Here is an 18759-nt window from a genome sequence, read left to right as displayed (position 1 = left end):
GCTCCTTCATCAGCGGGTTGCTGCGAAGGTAGATCTGACCGATGGACAGGTAGTTGGCGGCGCGCCAGTACTTGTCAACGCCTTCGAGGGCCTCCTCGGAAACCGGGGCGTCCAGCTTCTTCCAGGGGGTGCCAATAACAGGATTCGTCATGTATACTCCTGTACTCCTGCACGTTACGTGCGCTTGATTATTTCCATGTGGCCGAAAGACCCCCGCGGCCTTGTAGAACTCGCGAGATGCCTACGTCCAAACAACTCGTATGGTACGAAAACGCTTCGACTTTTGGACGGTATTGTTCATTAGTGTTAGAAAATGTGTGATTAAAATGGATCAAAAGTTTGCCAAGGTTTGCCTTGACGACAGGTGCCCGTTGAGGATGGCGAGGTGGAAAACGGCGGAAAATCAAGGGTTTCGAAATGTTAGCGCTCTCATAGGCGACGTTGGGCCGTTGCCGGGATCGCACCTACCGTTCTTCGGCGTGTTGTGCGTTTTGCGGCTTGTCTGATTCAGCGGTCATAATCGGTTTGTCCGATCGCAATGCCCCTGATTGCTCCTGATTACCGGCGTTGCGGCTGCCGTTTTCCAATGAATGTAAGGGAGATCATGCCACAGGGACCCGTTCTCGTCGTTGATTTCGGCGCACAGTATGCGCAGCTGATCGCACGCAGGGTGCGAGAGGCACATGTCTATTCGGAACTCGTTCCGCATTCCATGCCCGTGGACGAGATGCTCGCCAAGGACCCCAAGGCGATCATCCTTTCGGGCGGTCCCGCTTCGGTGTTCGAGCCCGGTGCCCCGCGCATCGACAAGAAGCTGTTCGAGGCCGGCGTGCCGGTGCTCGGCATCTGCTACGGCTTCCAGACCATGGCCTATGAACTTGGCGGACAGGTGGACAAGGCGGCTCTCGGCGAATACGGCAAAACCGACACGGTTATTGACGACGCCTCGGGCCTGCTGGCCGGTTCCCCCGCGGAGCAGACCACGTGGATGAGTCACGGCGTGGCCGTCCAGAAGGCGCCCGAGGGGTTCGCCGTGCTGGCGCACACCGAAGGCGCCCCGGTGGCCGCCATGGCCGATCCGGCCCGCAAGCTCTACGGCGTGCAGTGGCATCCCGAGGTCAAGCACACCCCGCTGGGCCAGCGGCTGATCGAAACCTTCCTGCATGACTGCGCCGGATTGGGCGACGACTGGAACGCCTCCAACATCATCGAGGACCAGATCGCCAGGATCCGCGCCCAGGTCGGCGACGCCCAGGTGATCTGCGGCCTGTCCGGCGGCGTGGACTCCGCCGTGGCGGCGGCCCTGGTGCACAAGGCCATCGGCGACCAGCTCACCTGCGTGTTCGTGGACCACGGCCTGCTGCGCAAGGGCGAGGCCCAGCAGGTCAAGCATGATTTCGTCAAGGCCACGGGCATCAAGCTCATCGCCGTCGACGCCTCCGAAGATTTCCTCACCGCGCTCAAAGGCGTGTCCGAACCGGAGAGGAAGCGCAAGATCATCGGCGAGAAGTTCATACGCACCTTCGAAAAGGCGCAGCGACAGGTGATCGAGGAGGCCGGCGCCTCCGGCAAGGAGGTCAAGTTCCTCGTGCAGGGCACGCTGTATCCGGACGTCGTCGAGTCCGGCGGCGGCGACGGCGCTGCGAACATCAAGTCCCACCACAACGTGGGCGGCCTGCCGAAGGACATCAAGTTCCAGCTCATCGAGCCGCTGCGCACCCTGTTCAAGGACGAGGTGCGAGCCATCGGCACCGAACTGGGCCTGCCGGACGAAATCGTGTGGCGCCAGCCCTTCCCGGGACCGGGCCTCGGCATCCGCATCATCGGCGAGATCACCAAGGAACGCCTGGATGTGCTGCGCGAAGCCGACGCGATCGCCCGCGAGGAGCTCACCAAAGCCGGTCTCGACCGAGACATCTGGCAGTGCCCGGTGGTGCTGCTTGCCGACGTGCATTCCGTGGGCGTTCAGGGCGATGAGCGTACCTACGGTTCCCCGATCGTGCTGCGCCCGGTTTCCTCCGAAGACGCCATGACCGCCGACTGGTCCCGCATCCCGTACGACGTGCTCGCCACGATCTCCACCCGCATCACCAACGAATGCCGTCAGATCAACCGCGTCGTGCTCGACTGCACCTCCAAGCCGCCGGCAACCATCGAGTGGGAGTGACGGTGTGAGAGGAAGCGTTGCCGCCGCGTGAGCGGTTCATCTGCTGAGGCCCGGTAGCCGCGGGAAATCCGTGGCCACCGGGCCGTTGCGTTGTCCCATGGCGGCCGTCATCGTCGGCTGTTCAGCCAGGTGATGGCGAGTTGCGTGCGATTGGACATGTGAAGCTTTGCCAGTATGTCGCTGACGCGGTTACGCACCGTGCCCTCGCTGAGAAACAGTTTCGCGGCGATCTCCCGGTTGTCCAACCCCTCGGCCACCAGGGCGGTGATGCCGCGCTCGCGGTCCGACAATGCCCCGAATGCGTCCTCGTTATCTGCCGGCGATCCCGCGGAACCGTCCTGCGGTTGCGAGCCGCGTCGGGCGGCGGTTTTGTCGCCTCCGGTGAGCTTGCTGAGCACCTGGGCGCCCAGCACCACCTGACCCGCCATGACCGACTGCACCGCGGGGGCCACCGAAGCGACGTCCTGCTTGATGAGATACCCTCTCGCCCCCAGGGCCATCGCCTGATCGATATACGACTTGTCGGCAAACGTGGTGAGGAACAGAATGCGAGCCGCCCCGTCGAAGTCCAGGATGCGCCTGGCCGCCTCAAGCCCGTCCATGCCGGGCATCTGGATGTCTATCAGCAATACGTCGGGCCGGTTGGCGGGCCCGGAGCAATATCGCTCCACGGCCTCGTCTCCGCTGGTTGCGGTCCAAGCCACGCGAGCCGTACGGGTTGTCTCGAGAATGGTCGTCAGCGACGAGCACACAATCGCATCGTCGTCCGCAATCGCCACTTTCATGCCTGCGCTCCTTGGTCACCGGGGTGTTCCGGCTCTGGGTCCTTGGCTTGCTTCGGTTTGGGAATCGAAACGAACACGCGCCAACCGGTATCGTTCATGCCGGTCGAACAGGTGCCGTCCAGCGCTCGCACGCGTGTCTCGATATCCGCCAGGCCCATGCCGCGCACGTCGTGTTCGGCGGCGGTATTCGGTGACGGTGTCCCATCCCGGTCCACGATACGTCCGTTATCCTGGACAACCAACTGCCAGAACGCGGGAAAATCCTGCAGCGACACGGCGACGGAGTCGGCTGCGCTGTGCCGCGCCGTGTTGGCAAGCGATTCGCGGATGATCGCGGCCAGGCAGCGGGCCACCGGAGCGGGGGCGGAATCAATGGCGTTATGCAGCGTCACGCGCAGTCGGGCCGTGGAACGGGCCGCATCGGCCATCCAGGCGTGGAAATCCACTCCGGCGTCATCGAGATCATGCACGCTGCGACGCACCATGGTCATCGCTTCGCTGATGGTGGTGTTCACGTCGGCGAACTGCTGCGCCGCAACCGTGTCCCGCCGCGCCTCGGCCACTACCCGGTCGGCTTCGGATTGCATGATCGCACGCGTCAGCAAGTGTCCCACATTGTCGTGAATGTCCCGGGCAATGCGGGTACGTTCGTTTAGGGTGGCCATGCGAGTGGCCGTGGACCGTTCCTCCTGGGCATCCGCAAGCCGTGCGCGCAGCATGCGCGTGTCGCCGCGCAGAGCGTCTTGGGTTGCACGAAGCCGATTGGTCAGTTCCGTCCGTCTGCGCACCGACCGTCCCCACAGATACGCGATGCAGGACAGGGCGGTCGCGGTCGCGGTCGCCGAATGCCGATGAGGACTTTCGAGCAACAGCGCGGTCGCCAACGGCAGCGCCCAGACGAAGCGAAAAGCATGCCGCATGGTTGCGCCCCATGCGTCCGCACGTGGGGCGTCGGCGGGGACCCTGGCCGCGTCATAGGCGGCCACCGGCAGTGAGAACACGAATGTCGGCGAGCACAACGCGGCGATCGAGACGGCCGATATCGGCACCCATGTCTGTTCGGGTCCGGCCGACAGCAGCCATTCGCCGAGTCCCGCGCAGCAGATCGCGGTCAATATGACGGCGATGGACAACGGCGTCACGCCACCGGAATCACGGGCCAGCAGCAGCGCGCACAGCACAGCCAGCATCAGTTTGTCCGCAATCCTATTCACGCCCACGAGTCTACTCGTCGCCGGGAGATGACAAATGTCACCGCCCATGGCATGCGTCGTGATCGGGGTCACCGTGTCGGCCGACGCGCATCGGCGATGATGGAATCAGATGAAAGGAGGCGCGTGATGACCGCCAATACCACCGTAACGCCGGCGATTGAAGTCGCCGGGCTCATCAAACGATACGGAGACGTGCTCGCACTCGACTCGTTTGACCTCACTGTGCAACAGGGGGAGATCTTCGGATTGCTGGGACCCAACGGATCTGGCAAATCCACGGCCATCAACTGCATACTCGCGCTGCTGTCGTATGACGCCGGGCGGATTCGCGTGTTTGGCGAACCCATCCATTCCACCAGCTACGCCCTGAAGCGGCGCATCGGCATCGTGCCGCAGAACGTCGCGGTGTTCAATGAGCTCACCGTCGTCGAGAACGTCGACTACTGCTGCTCGCTGTATGAGCCGAACAAAGCCCGGCGCAGGGAACTGGTGCGTGACGCCATTGACTTTGTGGGATTGGGGGAGTTCCGCAAGTTTCGGCCGGGCAAACTGTCGGGAGGTCTGCTGCGGCGGCTCAATATCGCATGCGGCATCGCGCACAGGCCCGATCTCATCTTCTTCGACGAGCCGACCGTCGCCGTTGACCCCCAGAGCCGCAATGCGATTCTCGAAGGCATTCAGCGGCTGAACCGCGAGGGCGCAACCATCGTGTACACCAGCCATTACATGGAGGAGGTCGAACAGATTTGCAACCGCATCCTCATCATGGATCATGGCCGCCATCTGGCGCTCGGCACTTCGGACGAGCTGAAATCCATGATCGGCATGGGCGAACGCATCACCGTCGAGACCTTCGACCTGCCTGAATCCACGCTTAACCGGGTCCAGGCCCTGCCCTTTGTGATCGAAGCGACGTATGACGGCGGCACGCTGTCCGTCCGATGCCAGCGGGGCGACCGCAACCTTGTGGATCTGCTTGATCTGCTGGAATCGGCCGACGTGAACATCGGACATCTCACCAGTCGGCCCCCGACGCTCAACGATGTGTTCCTGGAACTCACCGGAACGGGCCTGAGGGATTGAGAGGCCGTCATGTGGAGTACATTCAAGGCGATGCTGCTGATCAACCTGCGTGAAAAGTCGGGGTTGTTCTGGCTGGTCTGCTTTCCGGTTCTTCTGGCGTCCCTAGTGCAGGGGGTCTTCGGCAGCATCGACACATACAATGCGATTGAGCCGGTGCCGGTGGCTGTGGTTCGCGACGACCAGTGGAATCGCGCCTACGGCGTGCAGCAATTCACGGATTCGCTCTCCGGGACGGCGTCCGCGAGCGACGATGCAGGCGACGAGTCGATGGACGGTCAGGGGGCGACCACGCTGATCAGGGTCACCGAGACGACCGACCGGCCGGCCGCCGATACGCTGCTTCAAAACGGCGACGTGAAAGCGATACTGTCGACCGACGGCGAGGGGCGCATCATGATGACCGTTTCCGACACGGTTGCCGGCGCCATGTCCTCGGCCAACGCCGGTGGCGGCGACGCCGAGGCGATCACGATCAGCGCGTTGGGCAACGTCATCGATACCTTTAACGTCCACGGCGCCATCATCGACGATGCGATCACGCGGAAGCTGGCCGCGCAACCACAGCTGGCCACGGACCCCTCGTTCTGGCAGCAGATCACGCAGAACGCCAATGCGGGAACCAAAGGCGGGCAAACATACGTCAAGGACGTCGCGCTCACCCATTTCACTCCCGAGTCGATGGCCCGGTACCATTTCGCGCTGCTGGGCATGGCGTCCATGCTCAGCATGCTGTTCACCTGCGTTTCGCTGACGCTGCTGCAGCCGAATCAGACGGCAAGCGGCATTCGCGTCGCCGTCAGTCCGTTGCCGCAATCCCGTAAGGTCCTCGGGGTGTTTCTCTCCGGCTGGCTGATGTCGTTCCTGTCGCTGATCGTGGCGTTCCTCTTCATCAGATTCGCGCTTGGCATATCGGTGGGTGGCCGGGAGCCGCTGGCGATCGTCGGACTATTGGTCGCCACCTTCGCCTCCAGTGCGATGGGTCTGGCGCTGGGCGCGATTCCCGGATTGTCGTTGGGCGCCAAGAATGGCGTCGCCATCGCCCTGTCCACCGGATTGTCCATGCTCGCGGGGCTGATGGGGACATTCTCCATGCATCTCAACGACACGATACAGGCCCATGCTCCCGTAGTGCATCTCATCAGTCCGGTCAAGCAGGTTTCCAACCTGTTCTACGACCTGCTCTACTACGATTCGCTCGCCCCGTTCCTGCAAACCGTCGCCATACTGCTCATCATGAGCGCCATGGGACTGGCAGCGGCGGTGGCCATGCTTAGGAGGCAACGGTATGAACACCTGTAAAACGACGTTCCGTATCATGTGGGCGCATCGTGGCGCGCTGCTTGGCTACCTCATCGGGTGCGGCGTCCTGATGGTCTTCCTGGGATTCGGCGTCATAAGCACGATGACGAGCGACAAGACCGACGTCACCTTCGATCGAACCACCACCAGCATCGCCATCGTCGATCGCGACGAGGAATCCGGCCATGTGTTCCAGCATGGCCTGGAGCAGGCGCTGGGCGACACGGCGCAGATCGTCCACGTCCCCGATACCAGGCGGGACCTGCAGGATGCGCTGGCAAGCGACCAGGCAAAACTGATCGTCATCATCCCCGACGGCTATGCTGCCGATGTTGTCCAATCGATTCGGCAAGGCGGGGACATGACCGCTGTGGAATGCGCAAGCAGCTACGGTTCCGGCAGCATCGCCATGGCGAAGATGCAGGTTACCGGTTTTCTTGACGAGGTGCGCACCGCGCTCGCGAGCAATCCCGACTTCACGGTGAATGCCGCGATCGACCAGGTGGTCGACCAGCGAGGTGACCTGCCCCAGGTGACCGTGCAGGCCACCGGTGACAACAACACCATGGACACTTCGTCGATAGTGGTTGCGGGATACGGCATGACGCTGTCGACGATGATCTATCCGGCGATGGCCGTGATGACGTTGGCCGTGGGGCTGGTCGTTTCCAAATTCAATGCGGATTATGTCCGGGAACGGCTGAGCGCATCGGCCTGCTCGTCGCTGCGCATCAACGGTCAGGTGATGCTCGCGTGTCTGGTGCTGGCCCTGACGACCTGGCTGTACTATTCCGCGCTGTCATTGGCGGTTGTCATTCCGCTGCGTGGCGGGTTGGCCGCGCTGGGAGCCGTCGGCATCACACTGTCTTTGACCGCGGCGTTGGCGTTGACCTTCATGGCATTGGCGTTTGGGTTTATGATCGGGCAGTTCGTCTCGTCCGTCAACGCCACCAATGGCATAGCCAACGCCGTAAGCATGGTCCTGCTCTTTTTGTCCGGCATATGGACTCCTGCCTCGATGATGCCTGAAGCCGTCGTGACCATCGCCAAATTCACACCGGGATGGTGGTACGTGCAGGCCGTGTATCAGTCATTCGGCGGGCGGGACATCAATGCCGTGAATCCGCCGGACTGGTCCGGCTGGGGGGCGTCCATGGCGATTCTCCTGCTGTTCGCCGCCGCCTTCGTCTGTATCGGGCTGGCGGTTGGCCGGATACGACAGAACAGCCCCGCGTTGCGTTCCGCGGTTGTTACCAATATGAAATAACGGAGGGGAGGAAACAAAGGAGGGTAGGTATGGCATCCCGCACCGGTTGGGATGCCATACCTACCCTCCTTTGGCTCGGTCTGCCCGCTACTGTTCCTTTGCCGCCGGCGTGCCCAGGAAATGCTCCTCACTCGGCAGAATGAGGTTGAGGACCAGGGCGACGACGAAGGCGACGGCGATGCAGTTCGAAGCGAAGATCTGCTGGAACAGGGCGGGGAAATTCACGAAGATGTCGCTCACCTGCGTGAACCCGATGCCAATGGTCAGCGACAGGGCCGCAATCGTGATGTTGCGCTGCGAGAAGCCCGCCTCGGAGATCATCTGGAAGCCGGAGAGAATGATGTTGCCGAACATCATGATCGTGCAGCCGCCGAGCACGGCCTGCGGTAGCGAATTGAACACTTCCGCGATGGCCGGCACGAACGACGCCAGAATCAGAATCACGCCGCCCGAGAGAATGACCTTGCGGTTGACGACCTTGGTGATGGCCACCAAGCCGATATTCTGCGCGAAGGACGTCAGTGGCAGGCAGCCGAACAGACCGGAAACCGAGGAGATCAGGCCGTCGCCGGCGATGGCGCCGGCGGTTTCCCGCTCGGTGGGGAGGCGGTCGAGACCGACCTTGGTCAACGCCGCGGTGTCGCCCAGCACCTCCACCGAGGACACCACGTACAGCAGACCGAGCGAAATGATCGCGCCCCAATCGAACTCGGGCTTGAAGGGCATGAGCTGCGGAACGGACACAATCGACAGATTCGCAAATCCTGAGAAGTCGACCTTGCCCATGCAGATGGCCGCCACATAGCCGACCACTAGGCCGAACAGCACCGACAGCTGCTTGGCGGTGCCTTTCATCAGCAGTTGGAAGGCAAGGCATGCGACCAGCGAAATCAGGCCGAGTATCAGATTCTGCCACGAGCCGAAATCCTTGGCGCCGGAGCCGCCACCGAATGACGTGGCGCCCACGTTCAGCAGCGAGAATCCGATCGACGTGACCACAATCGCCGAAACGATCGGAGGCACGAAGCGCCGCCAGTATTGCGCGGTGAGGCCCAGCACCAATTCCAGCAGGCCGCCCACCATCACGGCGCCGACGACGGCGCCATAGCCCTTGTCGGCGCAAATCGCCACGGCGGCCGCGACATAGGTGAACGAGATGCCCGTCACCATCGGCAGCTTGGAGCCGATGCGCCAAGCTCCGTACAGCTGCAGGCATGTGCCCAAACCGGCCACCAGCAGGCCGGCCTGAATGATCGTGGCCGATTGCTCGGGCGTCATCTTGGCTGCCGACGTCACGATGAAAATGGGGGCGAGGTTCGCCACGAACATGGCCATCACATGCTGCAGGCCGAAGGGGATGCCCCTCCAGAAGCTCACCGGGGCGTCAAGCGAACTGAGCGCCTCGAATGAAACGCCGCTGTTGGTGGCGTTGTTCGTCGGATTACTGTTCTTCTTTTCCATATATGATTCTCTCGATGTGATTGTTGCGGGTTTTCGGCTTCTGCCGTCTCCTCGCGGACCGAGCCCGTCGTCCTTTGCATGTGGCGGGTTCGGGGAGGTTCAGTGACGGAACGTAATGCTGCCGGTATCCGCGTCCATTGAATCGACGATGGCCAGGGAGTCGACGTCGTACCCCTCGGCTCTCAGCGTCTCGCCGCCGTCCTGAAAGCCTTTTTCCACGGCGATGCCAATGCCCTCGATAACTGCGCCCGCCGCCTTGCACAGGGCGATCAGACCCTGCATGGCCTTGCCGTTGGCGAGGAAGTCGTCGATCAGCAGCACGTGCTCGCCGGCGGAAAGATACTTCTTCGAGACGATGACGGGGAATTCCTTCTGCTTGGTGAAGGAATACACAATGGTGGAATACTGGTCGCCGTCGAGGTTGATGGACTGCGCCTTCTTCGCGAACACCACGGGAACATCGCCGAAATGACGCGCGGCCAGGCAAGCGATGCCGATGCCGGAGGCCTCGATGGTCAGGATCTTGTCGACCCGTTTGCCGGCGAAATGCTCGGCCCAGGCGGCTCCCATATGGTCGAAGAGTCCGACGTCGCATTGATGATTCAAAAAAGCATCGACTTTCAGGACATTGCCAGGTTTGACAGTGCCTTCGCGCACGATGCGTTCCTCGAGTTCCTGCATAGCACTTCCTTTGAGGATCGGTGAGGTTTTTATGTCAGAAACATATCACCGTGCCTACCTTGATGTAGTCTCGTAACGCCGCATTGCATCGCAATCTCGTCCAACGCGCCCATGCGCGCCTGACGATGAGCACCCGCACAGCAAAGGAGAGCCAAGTGAGCGATTACGCAGCCGCGCCGGAAGTGGTTATGCGCTCGGAACAGGAACTGATCGGGGACCTCAACCCCCAGCAGGCTCAGGCGGTGCAATACCAGGGGCCGGCGCTGCTCATCGGCGCGGGCGCCGGATCCGGCAAAACACGCGTGCTGACGCGTCGAATCGCATGGATCCTGAGCCAATTCGGCGCATGGCCCAGCCAGATCATGGCCATCACCTTCACCAACAAGGCCGCCGCGGAAATGCGCGAGCGTCTTGCCGGACTCATCGGCCCCGTCGCCGACCGCATGTGGGTGTCGACCTTCCATTCGGCCTGCGTGCGCATTCTGCGCCGCGACGGCAAGGCCATCGGTCTGAACTCGGGATTCTCCATCTACGACACGGCCGACTGCGAACGCCTGATCAAGCTCATAGGCGCCGACCTCAACATTGATCTCAAGCGATACACCCCGCGCGTGATCCTTGGGAAGATCTCCGACTGCAAAAACAACCTTCAGGACTGGCGAACCCAAGTCAACACGTATGCGGCCGGCTTCCAGCCCGGCCATAAGGGGTATCAGCTCGGTCGATTCGGCAACGCCGAGGAGATCTATGCGGTGATGTACGCCGAATACCAGCATCGGCTTGCGCTTGCCAATGCGGTGGATTTCGACGATCTGATCATGCGGACGGTGGAGTTGCTGAAAACGCAGCCGGCGGTGGCCGATTATTACCATCACAAATTCCACTACATTCTGGTCGACGAGTATCAGGACACGAACCATGCCCAGTATGTGCTGGTGCGCGAGCTCGCCGGGGTGGACAGCGTGGAGCGTCCGGCCTGGGTGACCGTGGTGGGTGATTCCGATCAGTCGATTTATGCGTTCCGTGGCGCGGACATCCGCAATATTCAGGACTTTGAAAAGGATTTTCCGCATGCGCGCACCATTATGCTTGAGCAGAACTACCGGTCGACGCAAACCATTCTTGACGCGGCCAATGCGGTGATCGCGAAGAACGAGGGGCGCAAGCCCAAGAAACTGTGGACGGCGCTGGGCAAGGGCGCGCCGATTGTGGGGTATGCCGCGGACAACGCCCAACAGGAAGCGCAGTGGGTGGCCACCGAAATCGCCCGGCTGCGCGCCGAGGAGGGCGTCGCCTATTCCGATATGGCGGTGATGTACCGGGCCAACGCCCAATCGCGTGCTTTGGAGGAGGCCCTGATCAACGCCGGACTACCGTATCAGTTGGTCGGTGGCACCAAGTTCTACGAGCGCCGCGAGGTGAAGGACGCGATGGCGTATCTGCAGGCCATCGTGAATCCTCTTGACAGCGTGAATGTGCGCCGTATTCTCAATGTGCCCAAGCGCGGTCTCGGCCCTCGCGCCGAGGCGTTGGTCGCCGGCTACGCCGATGCGCACGGCACCGCCTTCTGGGACGGCCTCATGCACTTCGACCAGATCGAAGGCGTGCCGACGAGAACCGCCAGGCAGCTGGGCGTGTTCCGCGATTTGATGGTGTCGCTGACGTCCTTTGCCGCCGAGCATGCCGACAAGCCCAGCGAAATCGTGGCCGAGACGCTATCGAAATCCGGGCTTCTCGAGGAGTTGCAGCGCAGCGAGGATCCTCAGGACGCCTCTCGTCTGGAGAATCTGTCCCAGTTGCAGTCCGTGGCCGCGGAATTCGAGCAGAAAACGCCTGACGCCACATTGGCGAGCTTCCTCGAAACCACCGCCCTGGTTGCCGATTCCGATCAATTGCCCGATGAAGGCGAGGATTCCGGCAAGGTGACGCTGATGACCTTGCACACCGCCAAGGGACTGGAGTACCCGGTGGTGTTCCTCACCGGCATGGAGCAGGGCACGTTCCCGCATTCCCGCTCGCTTGAGGACACGTCAGAGCTGGCGGAGGAACGCCGTCTGGCCTATGTGGGCATCACGCGCGCCAAGCGGCGCCTGTACGTCACGCGGGCGGCCGTCAGGGCGCAATGGGGACAGGCGGCCGAAATGATGCCGAGCCAATTCCTCGACGAGATCCCCGACGAATTGATCGACTGGAAGCGCAGGGAAGCCGGCGTGGAGCGTATGCGCGGCGGCTGGGGCGCGGATTCACGCGATGAATTCGGCGGGTTCGAGGACGACGACAACGATTTCGGCGGCTTTTCTTTCGGTGGCGGTTCGTCTTGGGGCGGCCATGCCAGGTCGGGCCGGACGAGCGGTCGATCATCCCGCTCGTATGGTGGTTCGTCGTCCTCCCCGTATGGGGCGTCGCGGGGCTACGGGTCGTCCCGCAACGGCGGCGGCGCACGTGGCGGCAAAGTGACGACGCGTCGCGTCGCGCCCTCGTCGTCGGCCAAGCCTGCCTCCGCCCTGCATAACGACAATCAGCTGAATATCGCCGATTTTCATGTGGGGGACAAGGTGATCCACGATCAGTATGGCCTGGGCACGGTGCAGGACACGCAGGACAAGGGCCGCAACTCGGTGTTGACCGTGGATTTCGGTTCCAGCGGAGTCAAACGTCTGATGCTTCGCCTCGCGCCTATAGAAAAACTCTGATGGAAGCTGCCGGGACGCGACTGAGGGGCAAGGCATGGTTGCAGGACAAGCTTGTGGTTCACCGGCCGTTGACGGGCGGATACGGCGGGTTGATCGCGAGCTGGCCGCTCGTGGCAGACGCTCGGTCGCGGCCATCCTGGCTTTGCTTGCGTTCGGAAGCTTGGCGTTGCTGCAGGTGGCGAGGAACAGATTCGGATTTCCGGACGATCGGTTGTTCGTGTGTCTCTGCGCACTGCCCTTCGTGCTCCTGATCCTGTGGGCGGTCAGGGAGCATGGACGGGATGAGCGTTTCGCGGCAAGGTTCTACGGCGCGGAGCTGCCTGCCGTGCTGGAGGAGGCGTATGCGCGGTACGTTCCCCGAAGCGGAGGCCTTGATCCGGCGCTGTTCGGGCCAGAGGAGACCTGGCGTCTTTCGACCACCGTCACCTTCCTGGTGCTGTCCATGGGTGGGGACTCCTTCCGCGCGCAGGGAATCTATCGCCTTCAGCGGGAGTTCTTCAAGGCCGATGGCCATGGGGATCCGGACAATGACGAAACGGGCTCGTATCGCGTCTCCCAGCATCTGATTTGGAAGGCGCGCCTGATGGGATCCGTCCCGTTCCATATGTCCGTGCGATCCGAATCCGGCAACGTGCGCGACGCCGTGTCCGATCTGTCGGCGTCGATCCTCGACCGGCTGGCGAACAACGGCATGCGCACGGTGAAAACCGGCGATGCGGCATTCGATCGTGTTGTTCGCGTATGCGCGAACGATAAGGTGCTGGCGGGGCGGTTCCTGGAGACGCATTCGCGGAGGCTGGTGGAGCTGCGCGACGCCTTCGGGCCTTTCTTGATGGAATGCGGCAATGTGCTGACCCTTTCGTTTGCCGATTTTGCGCCGATCGACACGCATAACGTCCGCAGCACCGGGCTGCCGGACCGGCTGTCCGCCGATCGTGTCGCGGAGAGCGCACGGCGACTGGATTTTCTCCGCGACTGGCTGGAGGGTTTCTCCGCTTCGATCGTCCGCGGGTCGGGTGTACAATAAGCGATTGGTGTCTGCCAAAAGGCAGTACTATCTGGAGTCTTAGCCCATCAACGGGTCGGAGGTTTGGAATTTCAATGATTCCGGGCCGCTCGTGATTGTCACGATGAAGCGTTGGAGAGGCCGACTCAGCGTCGAAACCGTAAGGTTCACGACGTTCCGTTCAGATAACGACAGAAAAGAAAAGGTTCAAGAACATGACCAATGTTCAGCGTTCTCGCCGTCAGGTGCGTCTTTCTCGCGCCCTCGGCATCGCCCTGACCCCCAAGGCCCAGCGCATCTTCGAGAAGCGCCCGTACGCTCCTGGCGAGCATGGCCGCGACCGTCGCCGCACCGAATCCGATTACGCGGTGCGTCTGCGCGAGAAGCAGCGTCTGCGCGCCCAGTACGGCATTTCCGAGAAGCAGCTGCGCGCCGCCTACGAGAAGGGCACCCACGAGGCAGGCCAGACCGGCAACGCCATGCTGCAGGATCTTGAGGTCCGTCTCGACAACCTGGTGCTGCGCGCGGGTTTTGCCCGTACCACCGCCCAGGCTCGTCAGTTCGTGGTGCACCGCCACATTCTCGTTGATGGCAACATCGTGGATCGTCCGTCCTACCGCGTCAAGCCCGGCCAGACCATCCAGGTGAAGGCGAAGAGCCAGACCATGGTGCCGTTCCAGATCGCCGCCGAAGGCGTCCATCGCGACGTTCTTCCCGCGGTCCCCGGCTACCTTGACGTGAACCTGGCCTCGCTGAAGGCCACCCTCACCCGCAAGCCGGAACCCGAGCAGATTCCGGTGCAGGTCAACATCCAGTACGTCGTCGAGTTCTACGCTCGCTGATCTGGATCACTTTCTAGGACATACCGCTTGGACCCCGCTCCCCGCAAAGGGACGCGGGGTCCTCGCGTTCCCGGGCGGCGGGCGGCATGCGCCTGAACACGACGTCGGGCGAGGTGCGATAATCGAACCATGAGGCTTCATTTGCATTTGGTCCGCCATGGCCAGACATATTTCAACCGATACAACCGTTTGCAGGGCTGGTCGAACTCCCCGCTGACCGAAGCCGGTCTCGCCGATGCCGACAAGGCGGGGGAGAAGCTGAGGGGCATCTCCTTCGCGGCGGCCTACTGCTCCGATACCACCCGTGCGCAGCAGACCGCGGTGCGCATTCTCGACATCAACGAAGCCGCCGGCCATACCCGACCGCCGTTGGTGGATGATATGCATTTCCGCGAGCAGTTCTACGGCTATTTCGAAGGGCTTGACATGGGTGCCTCCTGGTATGCCGCGGGTGCTCCCCATGGCGTCAAAACCTACAACCAGATTGTGGAGCGGTTCGGATTGGCCGCCAGCCGCGATTTTCTCAAGGAGGCCGACCCCTTCCACGACGCCGAATCCGATGCGGAATACTGGAATCGCGTGGAGGGCGCGTTTGACCTGATCGCCTCCAACCCCGCGTTGCGGGACGGGGATGACATATTGCAAATCAGCCATGGCAACACCCTGCTGTCATTGGCGCACCGATTTGGCGGACCGGATCTCGACCTGAGCGAGCGTCCTGCGAACGGTTCCGTAACGGTTCTTGACTTCGACACCGACAAGCCGTTCGTCGATGCGATCACCATCGCCTCGTACAACCGGTAGCGGGCGACGACGAGCATAAAAATAGGGGCTCGGTGATAGCCTTGGGCAAGTTACTGTGTGAACAGGGAGGAAGTATGGATGTAGGACAGATTGCCGGCCTGATCGCGGCGATCGCGTTCGTGGTGCTCGCCGGGTTCATGATCTATCCGCTGATTCGCTTGGGCAAACTGTTCGATCAGATCGCCGAAACCGTCAAACAGACCGGCGATCATGCACTTCCCGCGCTCGACGAGTCGGTGACCACGGTCAGGCAGGTCAACAAGTCCCTCGACGACGTCAACAGGATTTCCGCCGCGGCATCCACCACCGCGAACAATGTCGGCGCCTTGACGGATTTGTACGGGTCATTCCTGGGCAAGCCGGTTATCAAGGCCCAGTCCGCCATCTACGCGGCGAAGACCACGGTCCAGGCGTTTTTCAACAAGCGTGCCCGGGGGAACGACCAGGATGCCGGACAGCCCCGCGACAACGGTTCAAACGCAAAGGAGGCCTGATGCTCAAACGACTCTTCTGGATCGGCGTCGGCATGGCCGCCGGCGTCGTGATGGTCGCCAAGGCACAGGCCTATGTCAGGGCGCACACGCCTGACGCCGCCCGCCAGTTTGTTCTTGGGCCCGATCAGGACAACGTGACCATTCGCACTCTGCAGGGGCTGTGGGAGGACTTCAACGCGGCTCGGATCCAGAGGGAGGAAGAACTGGCCGGGAAATACCTCACCAACAACCGCTGAACTTATATCAATCAACAATCAATCAAGGAGTTTCCACCTTGCGCACGTCCGAAATCGCCAAGCGCTACCTCGATTATTTTGCGAAGCACGGCCATCTCGTGGTTCCGTCTGCCTCGCTGATTTCGCCGAACCCCACCACGCTGTTCACCATCGCGGGCATGGTTCCGTTCATTCCGTATCTGATGGGCGAGCAGACCCCGCCCAAGCACCGCGTGACGTCCAATCAGAAGTGCGTGCGTACGCTCGACATCGACGAGGTCGGCAAAACCACCCGTCACGGCACCTTCTTCCAGATGCTCGGCAACTTCTCCTTCGGAGATTATTTCAAGGAGGAGGCCATCCATTTCGCCTGGGAGCTGCTGACGACCCCGCAGAGCAAAGGCGGCTACGGCTTCGACCCGGAGAAGCTGTGGATGACCACCTTCACCGATGACGAGGAAGCCCGCTCGATGTGGCGCAACGAAGGCGTCGACCCCGACCATATCCAGATCATGGGCATGGAGGACAACTTCTGGACAACCGGCGGCCCCGGCCCCGGCGGCCCGTGCTCCGAGATCTACGTGGACCGCGGCCCGGCCTATGGCGTTGAGGGCGGCCCGATCGCCGACGAGAACCGGTACATCGAGATCTGGGATCTCGTGTTCGAGAACTATGAAGTCGACAACGTCAAGTCGAAGACGGATCTGCATATCGTCGGCGAGCTGGAGAACAAGAACATCGATACGGGCGCCGGCCTTGAGCGTTTGGCCTATCTGATGCAGGGCAAGCAGAACATCTACGAAACCGACGAGGTGTTCCCGGTCATTGAGGCCGCCGAGAAGCTGTCGGGCCTCAAGTACGGCGACGACAACGCGATGGACGTCAAGTTCCGCGTCGTGGCTGACCATGTGCGTTCCGCCCTGATGATCATGTCCGACGGCGTGCGTCCGTCCAACAACGGCCGCGGATATGTGCTGCGCCGTCTGCTGCGTCGGACCATCGAGGCCATGCGCGTGCTCGGGGTCGAGGATGCCGTGCTGCCCACGCTGTTCCCGGTGTCCAAGACCGCCATGGAGGCCAGCTATCCGGAGCTGAACGACACCTTCCATGATGTGTCCGAATCCGCCTACGGCGAGGAGGACGCTTTCCGGCGCACGCTGAGCGCCGGCATCGACATTCTCGACGTCGCCGTGAAGAAGGCCAAGGATTCCGGTGCCGATGCCATCGTATCCGGTGCCGACGCCTTCAAGCTGCACGACACCTATGGCTTCCCGATCGAATTGACACTGGAAATGGCCGAGGAACAGGGTGTCAAGGTCGATGAGGCCAAGTTCCGCGAGCTGATGGCCGAGCAGAAGTCCCGTGCCCGCGCCGATGCGCTGAAGAAGCGCCACAATGTTGATCTGTCGGTGTATGACGACTTCAAGAAGACACTGGTCAGGCCGATCGACTTCCTCGGATACACCGACATGTCGGCCCGCGCCAAGGTTCTCGGCATCATGGTCGAAGGCAAGGGCTCGGTGCCGGCGGTTACCGGACCGGCGAATGTCGAGGTCATCCTCGATCGCACCCCGTTCTACGCCCAGGCCGGTGGTCAGCTCGCCGACCAGGGTGAGATCCTGTCCGATGACGGCGCCGTGCTCGAAGTCGACGATGTGCAGAAGCCGATCAAGGATCTCATTGTGCATCAGTGCCGGTTGACTGAGGGAACGCTGGTCGTGGGCGCTGAAGTGAACGCCAGCATCGACCTTGAGCGCCGTGGCGCCATCGCCCGCTCGCACACCGCAACCCATATGGTGCACAAGGCGCTGCGCGAGGAGCTTGGCCCGCAGGCCACCCAGCGTGGTTCCGAAGACGCCCCGAACCGTCTCCGCTTCGATTTCCAGTGGTCCTCCGCGCCGAGCAAGAGCGCGATGAACGCCGTCGAAGCCCGCGTGAACGAGAAGCTGCGCGACAACCTGGCCGTCACCACCCGGGAGATGAAGTTCGATGAAGCCATCGCCCTTGGCGCCATGCACCTGTTCGGCGAGAAGTACGGTGACATCGTGCGCGTGGTTTCCATCGGCGAAGACGGTTGGAGTCGTGAGCTGTGCGGCGGTACCCATGTGGACCACGTCGGCAAGATCGGTTCCATCAACATCATGTCGGAAGCCTCCATCGGCTCCGGCGTTCGCCGCGTTGACGCCGTGGTCGGCCAGGGGGCCTATGAGTTCAACGCTCGTGAACATGCCCTGGTGTCCCAGCTGTCCGACATGGTGAACGCCCGTCCCGATGAGCTCGCCGAACGCGTCACCACGCTGCTCGCCAAGCTCAAGGAATCGGATCAGAAGCTCAACGCCATGTACGCCGCCCAGCTCAATGCCGTGGTGCCGCAGCTGGTCGCCGAAGCCAAGACGTCGGCCGCCTCCGTGAAGGCGGTTGCGAAGAACGTGGGCAATTTCGGCTCCTTCGATGCGCTGAAGAAGGCCGTGACCGATGTGCGAGCACAGCTCGGCGAAGCTGATCCGGTGGTGGTCGCCATGGCTGGCGTGACCGAAGAGAACAAGCCGCTCGTGGTGGTGGCCACGAACGACGCGGCTCGCAAGCTTGGCATCAAGGCCGGCGATCTGGTGCGCGGCGCATCCAAGATGCTCGGCGGTGGCGGCGGCGGCAGGCCCGACTTCGCCCAGGGCGGCGGTCAGGACGCCGCCAAGATCAACCAGGCGCTCGACGCGCTGGTTGACGAGGCGCAGAAGGCCTGACACAGCT

General features: G+C 62.2%; 16 protein-coding genes. 11 read left to right on the top strand and 5 right to left on the bottom strand.

Features of this window, described 5'->3' with window-relative positions; all coding sequences use genetic code 11:
- On the bottom strand, positions 1-151 hold a 151-nt coding region (locus B2994_RS06160; protein WP_291527493.1), incomplete at its 3' end, for a hypothetical protein.
- A gap of 453 nt (positions 152-604) precedes the next feature.
- Here B2994_RS06160 and guaA point away from each other — a divergent pair.
- Positions 605-2167, top strand: a complete 1563-nt coding sequence (gene guaA / locus B2994_RS06155) for a glutamine-hydrolyzing GMP synthase (protein ID WP_291527486.1) — start codon at positions 605-607, stop codon at positions 2165-2167.
- A gap of 107 nt (positions 2168-2274) precedes the next feature.
- On the opposite strand, the gene B2994_RS06150 is transcribed toward guaA, so the two are convergent.
- Positions 2275-2952, bottom strand: coding sequence for a response regulator (locus B2994_RS06150; RefSeq protein ID WP_291527485.1), 678 nt, complete (start codon positions 2950-2952; stop codon positions 2275-2277).
- Positions 2949-4166 carry a sensor histidine kinase gene (locus B2994_RS06145; RefSeq protein WP_291527484.1) on the bottom strand — a complete coding sequence of 406 codons (1218 nt, stop codon included), beginning with the start codon at positions 4164-4166 and terminating at the stop codon, positions 2949-2951. Before B2994_RS06145 ends, B2994_RS06150 begins: the two co-directional genes overlap by 4 nt.
- A 126-nt stretch (positions 4167-4292) precedes the next feature.
- Between B2994_RS06145 and B2994_RS06140 the strand changes: the two genes are divergently transcribed.
- Genes B2994_RS06140 through B2994_RS06130 form a run of 3 tightly spaced genes read left to right on the top strand, consistent with a single transcriptional unit; the run spans position 4293 to position 7815 of the window.
- Positions 4293-5249, top strand: a complete 957-nt coding sequence (locus B2994_RS06140; RefSeq protein ID WP_291527483.1) for an ABC transporter ATP-binding protein — start codon at positions 4293-4295, stop codon at positions 5247-5249.
- A 30-nt stretch (positions 5250-5279) separates the two neighbouring features.
- The gene (locus B2994_RS06135) at positions 5280-6548 is read left to right on the top strand and encodes an ABC transporter permease (protein WP_291527482.1); all 1269 of its coding nucleotides are present in this window, start codon (positions 5280-5282) and stop codon (positions 6546-6548) included.
- Positions 6535-7815, top strand: coding sequence for an ABC transporter permease (locus B2994_RS06130; protein ID WP_291527481.1), 1281 nt, complete (start codon positions 6535-6537; stop codon positions 7813-7815). Before B2994_RS06135 ends, B2994_RS06130 begins: the two co-directional genes overlap by 14 nt.
- 87 nt (positions 7816-7902) lie before the next feature.
- On the opposite strand, the gene B2994_RS06125 is transcribed toward B2994_RS06130, so the two are convergent.
- Both B2994_RS06125 and B2994_RS06120 read right to left on the bottom strand, forming a co-directional pair.
- Positions 7903-9276 (bottom strand): nucleobase:cation symporter-2 family protein, encoded by a 1374-nt coding sequence (locus tag B2994_RS06125; RefSeq protein ID WP_291527480.1) that lies wholly within the window; start codon positions 9274-9276, stop codon positions 7903-7905.
- A 99-nt stretch (positions 9277-9375) separates the two neighbouring features.
- Positions 9376-9957: a xanthine phosphoribosyltransferase gene (locus B2994_RS06120; protein WP_291527479.1), complete on the bottom strand. Its 582-nt coding sequence runs from the start codon at positions 9955-9957 to the stop codon at positions 9376-9378.
- 125 nt (positions 9958-10082) lie between these two features.
- On the opposite strand from B2994_RS06120, the gene B2994_RS06115 reads away from it, so the two are divergent.
- The 7 genes from B2994_RS06115 (at position 10083) to alaS (ending at position 18752) form a co-directional block, all read left to right on the top strand.
- A complete protein-coding gene (locus B2994_RS06115; protein WP_414630653.1) occupies positions 10083-12650 on the top strand; it encodes a UvrD-helicase domain-containing protein in 2568 nt (855 codons plus the stop codon).
- A gap of 217 nt (positions 12651-12867) precedes the next feature.
- A complete protein-coding gene (locus B2994_RS06110; RefSeq protein WP_291527478.1) occupies positions 12868-13677 on the top strand; it encodes a hypothetical protein in 810 nt (269 codons plus the stop codon).
- Between the two features lie 194 nt (positions 13678-13871).
- Positions 13872-14498 carry a 30S ribosomal protein S4 gene (gene rpsD, locus B2994_RS06105; protein WP_291527477.1) on the top strand — a complete coding sequence of 209 codons (627 nt, stop codon included), beginning with the start codon at positions 13872-13874 and terminating at the stop codon, positions 14496-14498.
- A 129-nt stretch (positions 14499-14627) separates the two neighbouring features.
- Positions 14628-15302 (top strand): histidine phosphatase family protein, encoded by a 675-nt coding sequence (locus B2994_RS06100; RefSeq protein WP_291527476.1) that lies wholly within the window; start codon positions 14628-14630, stop codon positions 15300-15302.
- Between the two features lie 74 nt (positions 15303-15376).
- A complete protein-coding gene (locus B2994_RS06095) occupies positions 15377-15796 on the top strand; it encodes a DUF948 domain-containing protein (protein WP_291527475.1) in 420 nt (139 codons plus the stop codon).
- Positions 15796-16032 carry a hypothetical protein gene (locus B2994_RS06090; RefSeq protein ID WP_291527474.1) on the top strand — a complete coding sequence of 79 codons (237 nt, stop codon included), beginning with the start codon at positions 15796-15798 and terminating at the stop codon, positions 16030-16032. The genes B2994_RS06095 and B2994_RS06090 overlap by 1 nt, the downstream gene beginning before the upstream one ends.
- A 38-nt stretch (positions 16033-16070) precedes the next feature.
- Positions 16071-18752, top strand: coding sequence for an alanine--tRNA ligase (alaS, locus tag B2994_RS06085; RefSeq protein ID WP_291527473.1), 2682 nt, complete (start codon positions 16071-16073; stop codon positions 18750-18752).
- Positions 18753-18759 lie beyond the last annotated feature (7 nt).

This window comes from Bifidobacterium sp. UBA744 (assembly GCA_002298605.1).
Classification (GTDB): Bacteria; Actinomycetota; Actinomycetes; order Actinomycetales; family Bifidobacteriaceae; genus Bifidobacterium.
Note: the sequence above shows the minus strand (reverse complement) of the source record. Positions and strands in the feature narration are given on the sequence as shown.

Excerpts from the sequence above, each read along its gene's own strand:
- B2994_RS06125 (WP_291527480.1), bottom strand. The coding sequence starts at position 9,276 with ATGGAAAAGAAGAACAGTAATCCGACGAACAACGCCACCAACAGCGGC.
- B2994_RS06130 (WP_291527481.1), top strand. The coding sequence starts at position 6,535 with ATGAACACCTGTAAAACGACGTTCCGTATCATGTGGGCGCATCGTGGC.
- guaA (WP_291527486.1), top strand. The coding sequence starts at position 605 with ATGCCACAGGGACCCGTTCTCGTCGTTGATTTCGGCGCACAGTATGCG.
- rpsD (WP_291527477.1), top strand. The coding sequence starts at position 13,872 with ATGACCAATGTTCAGCGTTCTCGCCGTCAGGTGCGTCTTTCTCGCGCC.
- B2994_RS06100 (WP_291527476.1), top strand. The coding sequence starts at position 14,628 with ATGAGGCTTCATTTGCATTTGGTCCGCCATGGCCAGACATATTTCAAC.
- B2994_RS06150 (WP_291527485.1), bottom strand. The coding sequence starts at position 2,952 with ATGAAAGTGGCGATTGCGGACGACGATGCGATTGTGTGCTCGTCGCTG.
- B2994_RS06115 (WP_414630653.1), top strand. The coding sequence starts at position 10,083 with ATGAGCACCCGCACAGCAAAGGAGAGCCAAGTGAGCGATTACGCAGCC.
- B2994_RS06090 (WP_291527474.1), top strand. The coding sequence starts at position 15,796 with ATGCTCAAACGACTCTTCTGGATCGGCGTCGGCATGGCCGCCGGCGTC.
- B2994_RS06135 (WP_291527482.1), top strand. The coding sequence starts at position 5,280 with ATGCTGCTGATCAACCTGCGTGAAAAGTCGGGGTTGTTCTGGCTGGTC.
- B2994_RS06140 (WP_291527483.1), top strand. The coding sequence starts at position 4,293 with ATGACCGCCAATACCACCGTAACGCCGGCGATTGAAGTCGCCGGGCTC.
- B2994_RS06120 (WP_291527479.1), bottom strand. The coding sequence starts at position 9,957 with ATGCAGGAACTCGAGGAACGCATCGTGCGCGAAGGCACTGTCAAACCT.
- B2994_RS06095 (WP_291527475.1), top strand. The coding sequence starts at position 15,377 with ATGGATGTAGGACAGATTGCCGGCCTGATCGCGGCGATCGCGTTCGTG.